The sequence below is a fragment of the Cytobacillus firmus genome, assembly GCF_023715565.1.
Taxonomy (GTDB): domain Bacteria; phylum Bacillota; class Bacilli; order Bacillales; family Cytobacillaceae; genus Cytobacillus; species Cytobacillus firmus_C.
In genome coordinates this window covers 1-527 of the sequence record NZ_JAMBOJ010000147.1, presented here as the reverse complement: position 1 = coordinate 527, position 527 = coordinate 1, and the positions used below count along the sequence as shown (strand labels likewise).

Sequence of the window (527 nt, the reverse complement as noted above, 5' to 3'; positions counted from 1 at the left end):
GCATTCTCTTCGTGCGGTGTTTACTCAACGTAGCCTATTCAACGTCCTACGGGAGTAGCGGGACAGGTGAGACCCCACAGACGCGTAGCGTCAAGGATGCTCACCGCCCGCCCCGTGGTTCACTGAGAATCCTCTCACTGCAATCAACGGACAACATTAATAAGCGAAAAACAACAATTTATACGAAAAGAGCCTTTGAGTATAATCAATTGGTATATTTATAAGTAAGATTGGAAGGAAGAAAACCTCTCCTTTAATGAGTGCAGTGTTTAATGATGATATTGAAATGGCTGCGCTGCTTCTGGAATATGGCGCTGATCCCTCTGTGAAAGATTCCGAGGGCTATACAGCATATGATTACGCAAAGGACTTTGAAAATATAGAAATGCCTCTTTTGAAGTAACGGGTTCGGTTCAGAGGGAGAAAACAGTAAATAGTAATACATTTGGAGGTTTAAATCGCAAGCGATTTAGAACCTCCTTTTTTATTATTAAATCAATGTTTGTTTCACTTTATTATTACAATCA

General features: G+C 40.6%; 1 protein-coding gene. It reads left to right on the top strand.

Annotated features, from left to right (window positions below; translation table 11 throughout):
• The first annotated feature begins 208 nt into the window (after positions 1–208).
• Positions 209–403, top strand: a complete 195-nt coding sequence (locus tag M3205_RS25190; protein ID WP_311315757.1) for an ankyrin repeat domain-containing protein — start codon at positions 209–211, stop codon at positions 401–403.
• Positions 404–527: the final 124 nt, after the last annotated feature.